Raw genomic sequence first — 10,510 nt, 5'->3', positions numbered from 1 at the left:
ACACCCCAACATCATTGAGGTGTTATTATGTCTAATTAAACCTTCTGTCCATTTTTAGTGTCCCAGTTTAGTTTTTTATTTTTCTGTCTACTTTTCTTGTCCTAGTTTTTTTTTACATATATAATGTAAAATAATTAAAAATTTTAATAATTAAACTTAAATATTTAATGTATATATAACGGTAATTATTAAATTTAATTTAGAATTGTAAATTTAATTATAAATTTTTAATTTAAGAAGAGAGAAGAATATGGCAAATAAAAAATTAATAAAGAAATTTTTAACAATTGGAGTAACAACAAGTCCTTTGTTGCTATTTTTACCATCAGCATTGATAAGAGTTGATAACAAAGAAGCCGAAACAGGTGACTATGACCAAATAAATATTTTTTCAACAACCACAAGAAACGCTAATACAGCAGTAGAAAAATATGAAACAGGTTCATGGAACAAAGAAGTTTGAGGAAAAGTGGATCGAACATGATTTCCAAAGAATGATGACCCTTTAAAACCTGAAACAATTATGGAAATTTATGAAAATGGTCGATGGGTTGAATTACAAAATAGCGCTGGACAAAAAACAATTTGAAATCCAAGTGATGATTCCGCAAACGCTTTAAATCCTAATTTCGTTAAGAAAATTAGACTTAGATACTTGTCGATGAGAGCTTATCAAGACCAAGATTCAATGCTTATTCCCGAGAATTATTTTTCTGGTGGTTTTTGATTTTCTAAAGATATTGTTTTGGCAAGCAACATTGATGTAAAAATTTATGACGCGAGAAAATCAAAATATAAAACAAGCCCTAAATTAGAAAGACACGAAACCGTAACAATTGACCCTTTCTCATTTAGTTATACTAGTCGTACCACCGTTTCTCCTACAGTTATTTCAAACACTACCACTACAGACGGCACAAGCGAAGAAAGCGTTTCAAAACAATTTTCAAGTAGATACAATGCTTTTTACACAGAAAATCCTTTAACAGGAGCAAAAAACACAAGTTGATCTGATAATAGTGATTGGGGAACAACTGATATTGTTCATGATATTTTTAGCTTTAATGGAGCGGCATTTTTAAACAAATATGCATTATATAAACCTGACAATGGTTTATATAATGATGCTGCAAGTTTTGCTAAATCAGATGGTTGAATCACAATTCGTAATAGTCTTGGTGGTTATTTTTACTTTGCTTCAGGTCGCGGTACACAAGCTAGACCACAAGAAGTGGTATTAGAATTTGATGTTAGATTTAACATAAATTCGGATGGTACAACTACAAACGATTTCAACTCTACAACAAGATCGTTTTTTGGAACAACTCAAGCCTATCGTTATGATAATCAAAGCTTATTGCAAAAATTTTCTATGCAAAAACCTAGTTTTTGAAGAAACACCAATTTGATTATTAAAGAAGAATATGATGATAGAGTTAAAAAATCATTTAATACTTTAGATTTAAACGCCCCACAAGCAGAATTTTATTTAGTTAATACACAACTAAATAGTTCTAAAAATTTAAATGACAGTAATTCAGTTGTAAAAATTAATAGAAACAATATTAGCAACTATTCTGATTTTAGTAAACCTTTTACTAATAAAGCAGTTATTCAAGAATCTATTGATATTGATAACGTTGATTCTGCATCAACCACACCTTCTACTTGACAAGCATCTAACATTGAATTAGTTATTAAACAAGATGAAAAAAGCAAAAAATATTGAAAATTTGCTAATAATAATGGTAGATTCACATTAAGCGACCGTAATAACTTTTCAAGCGAAGCCAACATAAATTCAAACATTGTTTGATCATTAACTGATTATGGTACTGTTATTGCAACAATCAAAGAATCTAAATGACTAACGAATCTTCAAAAAGCACAATTAATGGCAGATTTAGAAAAGCAAATAGATCAAGATTACAACTTACCAGGTGGAACAGGCAAGAGAAATCTTAATGAATGAATTGCTTATGTTAAGGCATATGATGACTTGCAAAAACAAATTGAAGAAAAGTTCTTTGAAACAGTTAATTATGCTTCAAACGATGAAAAAGTAACAGTTGATGACTATGATGGAACTAAAAAGTTGGATTATTTATTTTCAACTCCTGCTTACAAAAATAATATTGATTCTCGCAAATTTTCTTATTGACAATATGCTGCTTACAAGAGTAATGAATTTAATCAAAGCGAAAAATTATTTGATAGATCAAATGCTCCAACAACTGTTAGCTATAACAATCTTCAATCAACCCTAGCAATTTGAAAAGGAGCGAACTTTGGCACTCCAAATGGTTTAAAAAACTTAAAAGCATTAGAAGATAAAATTAACAATTACGCAGTAATCGCCGATTCTGAATACAACAAACAACAAATTAAAACCTTTATTGAAAAAATTAAAAATAAAGCTTTAAATGATTTTGTAAATATTCAAGTTAAAAATGATCAAGGTCAATCAAGCACAACACTAGCAAACGCTTGAAAAGCAAACTGAAAATATGACTATTTAGGCGATATTCAAAAACTAGAAAAAGCTGTTAGTTTAGCTAATGACATTTACACTAAAACCAAAACATTTAATCAAGAATTAGACACAATCAAAACAAGTGATTTATTTACAGGTGGCAGTACATTAATTGACAAAAATCAAGCTAACACTTCTTATGTTTGAGATGGCCAAAACGCTAGAGAACAATTTAGTAATGTTAATGAACCAGCTTGAACAAAATTAATGAATCAATTAATTGGATCAGACAATGAAAATAATAAAGCAAATAATGTTTTTGCTTCAGAAACTAATTTATTAAGTGCCAACTTAAAACAAAATTACTTAACAGGTTTTAACAACTTAGTTACTTCATTAGACAACATTTTTGGCAATGGTGGTAAATTAGCTGAAGAATTTAAAAAGTATGTTTATATCGATGCTAAGAAATACTACGACATTGCTAACGAATCAAGCGCTTTAACAAATTGATTTGGAAAAATTAGCAAAATAAATGTTGCTGAGACAGAATATGGCAATCGTCATAATTTTGCAACAAATGCCAACCAAGAATTTGTTTTAACTAAACCTGATCAAAACGAAATTAATGGTTACTTATTGCAAATTTCTAATGCAGTTTATAAAGAATCTGCTAGTGCTGTTAAAGCGCAAATTAAATCCTTACAAAACTTATCAGATGCTCAAAAACAAACTTTTAAAGGCGAAATCGACAAATTAATTGATACAAATTTAGATACAAATAAATTAAATGTAGTTTATAAAAATGATAGTGATTTCACTAAAACATTAAACTTAGCTAAAGAACAAGATAGAATTAATGGAATGACTAAAGCATTAGCTTCTGATGAAAATAAATTTGGTTATGATCAAGCTAATAATCAAACAAAATCAAATACCTTGGTTAGAGATGCTCAATTAGTCAAATTCTATCCAATTGATACTTTAACAGACGCAATTGTGGAAATTAAAGCAATAGCTCAAAAAGAGCAATTAGATGATAGCGGTAGAGCAAAATTAAATTTTGTTGTAAAATCAACTAAAAACTTATATAACACAACTATTCAAAGTGATGAAACAACATCTAATTGAATTACTGGTTTTGCTGCTGATAGAGTTCAAGAAAAACAAAGAATCGATGCTTTAAATGCTACATTTGCCCTTAAAACAGCTAAATCGGTATTGGCTCGTGAAATTACTAAAGAAAACTTTGCTCAATATATTGATGTAAATGGAATTAATGATAAAACCGATGAAATTGTTCTTAAAGACAATTCATTTGTTGTTGATGATAAGACTGGAACATTAACTTTTGATTATGTAATTAAGTCAAAAAGAATTAATGATATTGAAACTGAACAAAGACAAGCAACAGTAAACAACTTTAAAACAGAAGTTAAAAGATTAAATGAATTGGTTGCTAATATTAAAAAGAACACATTAACAGTTTCAAACAATTCAATTAGCAATCAAGCAAACAGGTTACCTTCTGAAATTCAAGATAATGAAATTGTTTTTGGTGCTTTAAACAATCAAAATGCATTAGTAAAAATAAACAATATTACTAAAAATGACGAAAACGGCACAATTACAGTTGATTATGCACTTCAATCAAGTATTGCCGACTTAAATGACCAAGTTTCAAGCGATACAAATTCAATTGTTTTAAACGGCTTTTTAACTACTTTAGAAAAGAAAAGACGTGAAGTTTTAGCAAAAATCAACAATAGTCAATTATTGACCAAGCAAGAACAAGCATCATTCTCAAATGAAGCAAACGCACAAGAGCAAACAGTTCAAAAATTAAATCAATTAACAATTAAAGTTGAAAAATATGAAATTGCTAATAAGGTTGCTACAACGTATCTTAATTTAAATGACAATCAAGCTTACAGAATAGCTGATCAAATTAGAAATGCTACTGACAAACAAACTTCCGAGCAAATGTTTAATAATGCTAGTGTTTTAAATGACAAAATGGGCGCTTTGAGCACAACTGTTGTTGATCAATTAGAAGTTTTAACTAATAATGATTCATTAAATGACAATCAAAATAGTGATGAAAAAACTAATGTTATATATAAATTAGCAAGCGATGACTTAAAACAAGCTTATGATACTGCTTTGTCAGTTGCGCAAGCATTATTAAATAAAAAAACAGGCACAAACGGAGATCTTCAAAAAGTTGAAAAAACATTGAGTGATCTTCAAGCCACTTACAATGCTTTAAATGGTAATAACAAAGTTAGTGAATTAAACAATAAAATAGATCAATTAGGTAATTTAAGTGCTAATCAAAAAGCTAAAATTAAAGAATTAATTAACAACGCTTCTTCAGCTAAGCAAGCTGATAAAATTTACCAAGAAGCAGAAAAATTAAATGCCAATCTACAAGCTTTAATTGACAAAATAGCAGAAGCTAAAGCTAAACAAGCTAAAGCTAAACAAGCTAAAGATATTTATACGAATGATACAAAAGCTAAACAAACTGCGTTTGATAAGGCAATTAGCGCAGCAGAAAAAACCTTAAATAACTTTAAACAAGACAATTTTGCCGACATAGATAGTTTAGATAAATTAACGCAAATTAACACAAACGTTGTTAATGAAACAAAAAAATTAAATGATGAAATTGAAAAATTAGATGGCAAAAGACAAATTTTAAGAGATGAAATTAATAACTATGACAATAGTTTATTAATTGATAAACAAAGATTCTTAACACAAATTGAAACTTTGGATCAAAATAATCCAGACCAAAGCAAAGTTGATGAAATACTCAGCTCTGCTTTTGCCGGAGCTAAAGCAAAAGCTAATGAAATTGTAGCTGCTTTAGCAAACTTAAGCAATGATGAACAAACTAAATACAAACAACAACTGGATAATGCTCAAAAAGCAACAATTGCTTCACCAGATGCTAATTTATTAACTATTATTCAAGCTGCTCAGGCAGACAATAATGCTAAAGAACAAGCAATTAAACATATTAAACAATTAAATGATTTAAATCAAGCTCAAAAAGATGCATTAGTTACAGAAATTACCAATTCAAATGTTGATCAAATTGAAGCCATTAAAGAAAAAGCTAATAATTTAGATCAAGCAATGACAAATGCTAAAGTAACCATTTTAAACGAACTAAAATCATTAACAGAAAATGCTAATTTAGAATTAAATGATGATGCTTATTCAGCAGACAAAACTTTAGATAACTATCAATTTGCTTCTCATGATGTTAAAGCTAATTACGATGCTGAATTAGCAAAAATTAAAGAATTATTAAGCCAAAACACAGATAAAGCAACAATTGATCAAGCATTAAAAGAATTAGAAAAAGCTTACAACGCACTTGATGGCGAAGAAAACAAAAACAAAAAAGCTAAAGCAGTTGATAAACTTGATAATTTATCAGAAGATCAAAAAGATAACATTAAAGACTTATTAAATAATGCTACTGATGAAGAAGCTGCACAAAAAATCTTAGAAAAAGCTCAAAAATTAGACTTAGCTCTTGGTGACTTAGAAAAACAAATTACTTCTACAGAAGCTAAAGTTGCAACAAGCATTTATACCAACGATGCGCAAGACAGAAAAGAAGCTGTTGATCAAGCCTTAAAAAATGCTAAAGCTAAATTAGCTGAATTAAAAGCTAAAGATTTAAGCAATGCAACTGCTGATTCATTAAATGATTTAGCTGATGAAGCAAACCAAAGTAAAGAAACCTTAAAAGTCGCCGATGAAGCACTTGATGGCAATAGAGAAGTATTAAGAAATGACATTAGCAATCATTTCCCAAGTCTAAACGAAAACCAAAAAGGCTTATCAATAGCCGAAATTGAAAAATTACCTAAAGTTCCAACACAAGAAGAAACAGAAGCAATTTATGGCAAGGCACTTAAATATGCACAAACTAATGCCAAAGATGAATTAGACAAATTAGACAATTTAAATAAAGCTGAACAAGATACATATATTGCTAAAATTGATGTTACCACATTAGATAAGACAAAAAAAGATTTTGCAATTAATGTTAAAAATCTTTTGGATCAAGCCAAAGCCGATGAAACAGCTAAAATCCAAGCTATTGAAACAATTGATAATTTAACTAACTTGAATCCATCTCAAAAATTAGCCTTAACTCAAGAAGTTAAAAATAACCTAGCAAGTGAAGCTAATAATATTGTTAAAAAAGCTAAAGCAATTGATGACAAAATGAAAGCTTACAAAGATATAGCTGAAGTTAACAAACAATCAACAGATTATGTTGAAGCAGATGAAGATCGTCAAACAAGATACAATAATCAAATTGCAATTAGAGCTGAAGATTTAGGAGCCAACGGCACAAACTTAAGTGCTGAACAAATTGATGCTAAAATTGCTGAATTTAATAGCGCAATTAATGGCTTAAATGGTGATGAAAAAGTTGCTCAAGCTAAAGAAAATGCTATTGCTAAAATCGAAGGCAAAAACCCAGTTTACACTAACTTAACCGCTCAACAAAAAGCAGAAGCAATTGCTAAAATCAATGAAAAAGATAGAGTTGCTGATGTAAATTCTGTTGACGCAAATAATGCTTTGGTTAATGGTACAATGGCTACACTTGGTCAATACTTAAACAACGAAACTCAGATTAAAAACGATATTAATTACACAGGTTCAGAAGAAGATTTAAGAGAAGCATATGATGATGCTATTCAAGCTTTAAAATACTATAAAATAGCTTTAAACGAATCAAGTGATGACACAAAAGACATCTTAAACAATGACAAGATTGAAGAAAAAATCAATGCGGTTCATGAAGCAATTAATAACTTAAATGGTAAAGAACACATTCAAACAGTTAGAGCTGAAGAAATTGCTAAAATTAATGCTTTAGAAAATATTAATGATGCTCAAAAATTAGCTTTAATTGCTAAAGTTGATAAAGCTACAACTCCTGAAGATGTTAGATCTGTAACTGAAGAAGCAACAACATTAGATGAAAAAATGGTTGAACTTAAACAAGCAGTTGCTGACAATCAAGACATACCTAATAGTGTTGATTATAAAAACGCAACTGAAGTAAAAATGCGTGAATTTGATAAAGCGTTTAATGATGCAAGCAATTTAGCTGATAAAGAAAATGGAAGCGCTGAATTAAGTATTGACAACATAGATTCATTAATTGAAAAATTAAATGTTGCCGCTCAAAACCTTGACGGTGATGAAAAAATCAATAACAAAAAAACTGAAGCAAGAAACTTAATTAATAGTCTTGAACATCTTAATGACGCTCAAAAAACAGCTTTAATTGAAGAAGTTGATAAAGCTAAATTGTTAGCTAATGTTGATAAAGTGGTTGATAAGGCTCAAACATTAAACAATGCTATGGGTCACTTAAAAGAAACTGCTAAGGCAATTAATGATGAATTAACTCAACCAGATAATCCTAAATATGTCGCAGCTTCTCAAGAACCAAAAGGCAACTACGACGAAGCTAAAGCTAAAGTTGATGAATTAATCAGTAAACAAGGTGCTAATGAAGATGTTTCTAAAGTATTAGAATTAGAAAAAGCATTAATTGATGCAAAAAATGCTCTTGACGGTGATAAAAACTTTGAATATGCTAAAGAAAAAGCAATTGAAAAAGTTAATGAAAATAACAACTTAACTCCTGCTGAAAAACAAGCTTTAATAGATCAAGTTAAAGACTTAGCTATTCCTTCTGATTCAGATAATGCTGATGAAGTTCAAAACTTTAAAGACAATTTAGATAAAATCGTTAATAAAGCAGACTTAATTAATAATGTTAAAAACAATTCTAATTTAACACCTGAACAAAAAGCAGATTTAATTGACGATATTCAAAAAGCTAATGTTGATGATAAATTAAACAAAGAAGCTGACAAAAATTCATATGCCGATACATTAGAGAACATTAAAGATAAAGAAAAAGCTTATGAAAGAATTAACACTACTGATGACTCTCAATTAAACGCTGAAGATAAAGCGAAATTAAGTGATAATATCAGTCAATTAGACTCTAGAGATAAAACATTTGCTGATCAATTAGCTAATGAAGAACTTAAAGAAAATAAAATTAAAGAAATCAGAAGCAATCCTAACTTAACTGATGATCAAAAATCACAATTAATTGATGAAGTTGCTAACTTAGACAATAAACAATCTGATTTGGTTGATCAAATTGCTAAAATTGATCAAAAAGCTAAACTAATTGAAAAAATTCAAACTAATGAACACATTAGCGATGAAGACAAAAACAAATTAGTAAATGAAGTAATCAATGTACCTAATGATGACAGTAAATTAACTGATAAATTAAATAACATTGAATCTAAATTGAATTTAATTGACCAAATTAAACAAAACCCTAATTTAGATGAAAATGCTAAGGAAGCTTTAATTGATCAAGTTCATAACTTAGCAAAAGATTCAGATAATTTTGCTACTGAAGCAAATAATATTTCAGCTAAAGTTAAAGCAATTGAACAAATTAAAGCAAATGATGAGTTAATTAAAGAAAATAAAGCAAATCTAGTTAATGAAATTATTGACTTAGATAACAATCAAACCAAATCAAGTCTTGATCATCAAATTAGTAATGTTGATAAAAAAGCCGCACTTTACGAACAAATTAACCAATCAGACTTGCCACAAGCTCAAAAAGATGCATTAATTGCTGAATTAGACCCAATTAATGCTAATAGTAAAAATGCTTCAGTGAGCTTTGACAACATCAAAGATCAATTAAATAAATTAAGCAAAATTAATAATGATCAAACTTTAAGTGACAATGATAAAGCTAAATTAGTTGAAGATGTTTTAGATAATAATCCAACTGAACAAAACTACAATGAAATAGCTAAGAATATTAACAAAAAACAAGAAGCAATTGATCAAGTTAGACAAAATCCAAACTTGACAGAAGAACAAAAAGATTCAATTTCTCAAAAAATTAGAGAATTAGATGAAACAAGCGAAGAATTTACTAATAAATTAGCCAATGAAAAAGCTAGATTAGACTTAATTGATCAATTACATCAAGAAGCTAAAGACAACAAAATTTCTGATGAAACCAGAGATAAATTAATTAGCGAAACACTGGATTTAGCTAATGATTCAAGCTTTGTAAATAACTTAAATAACGTTAAAGCTAAAGACAAATTAATTCAACAAGTTAAAGCGAGCGACGTGCTTAATGACACAACCAAATCAACATTAATCAATAACATTTTAGATAATGATGCTACAAGCACAGAATTTGATAATAAACATAATCAAATTACTCAATTATATGTTGATGCTGAAGAATTGGCTAAAGCTAAAAATGATTTAGTGGATTTAACCAAATCTAAGAAATTTGAAAAATTAACTAAAGCTAAACAAGATGCAATTAATAAAGCAATTGCAGATTCAGATGAAATTTTAAATAATCTTAACTCTCATAACAACGAAGATGTAGTTAAACAAACAACTATTGATAAAAGATTAAAAGAAGCATCACCAATCTTAATTTGACCATACATTGTAGCTGTTTCAGCTGTAACTTGATTAATTGGTATGTTAATCTTTGTATTCGGTAGAAAGAAAAAATAAGAAGTTAATTAACAATTAATAAACAATCAAAATCAATCAGTACTAGATAAAAATAGTGCTGATTTTTTGTATTTTTTTAAAAACCAAAAAATTGCACAAAAATCACTTAAAAATTTCATAAATGTGAAACTCATCAACAACATTGAGGTGTTATTATGTCTAATTAACCCTTCTGTCCACTTTCAGTGTCACAGTTTATTTCTTTTTGTTTAGATTTTTCACAAGAAATAATAAATGCCACAGTAATTAATGTCATACCCGAAATTAATGCAATTTTCAAGAAAGTTTTAATTTTTTCACATTTCTTCCATAGGTATATAATATATATATATATAATCATGAGTTAAAAAGTGTTAAGAAATAAAGTCTATCAATGTCTTTTTAGAATTTGATACTACACAT

The 10,510-nt window shown here is 28.5% G+C and carries 1 protein-coding gene; it reads left to right on the top strand.

Features of this window, described 5'->3' with window-relative positions; all coding sequences use genetic code 4:
- The first annotated feature begins 250 nt into the window (after positions 1-250).
- A complete protein-coding gene (locus ACNF36_RS02605; RefSeq protein WP_418303629.1) occupies positions 251-10,108 on the top strand; it encodes a lipoprotein 17-related variable surface protein in 9,858 nt (3,285 codons plus the stop codon).
- Positions 10,109-10,510 lie beyond the last annotated feature (402 nt).

This window comes from Mycoplasma sp. 4463 (assembly GCF_048381515.1).
Classification (GTDB): domain Bacteria; phylum Bacillota_I; class Bacilli_A; order Mycoplasmatales; family Metamycoplasmataceae; genus Mycoplasmopsis.
This window is presented reverse-complemented; position numbering and strand designations above follow the sequence as displayed.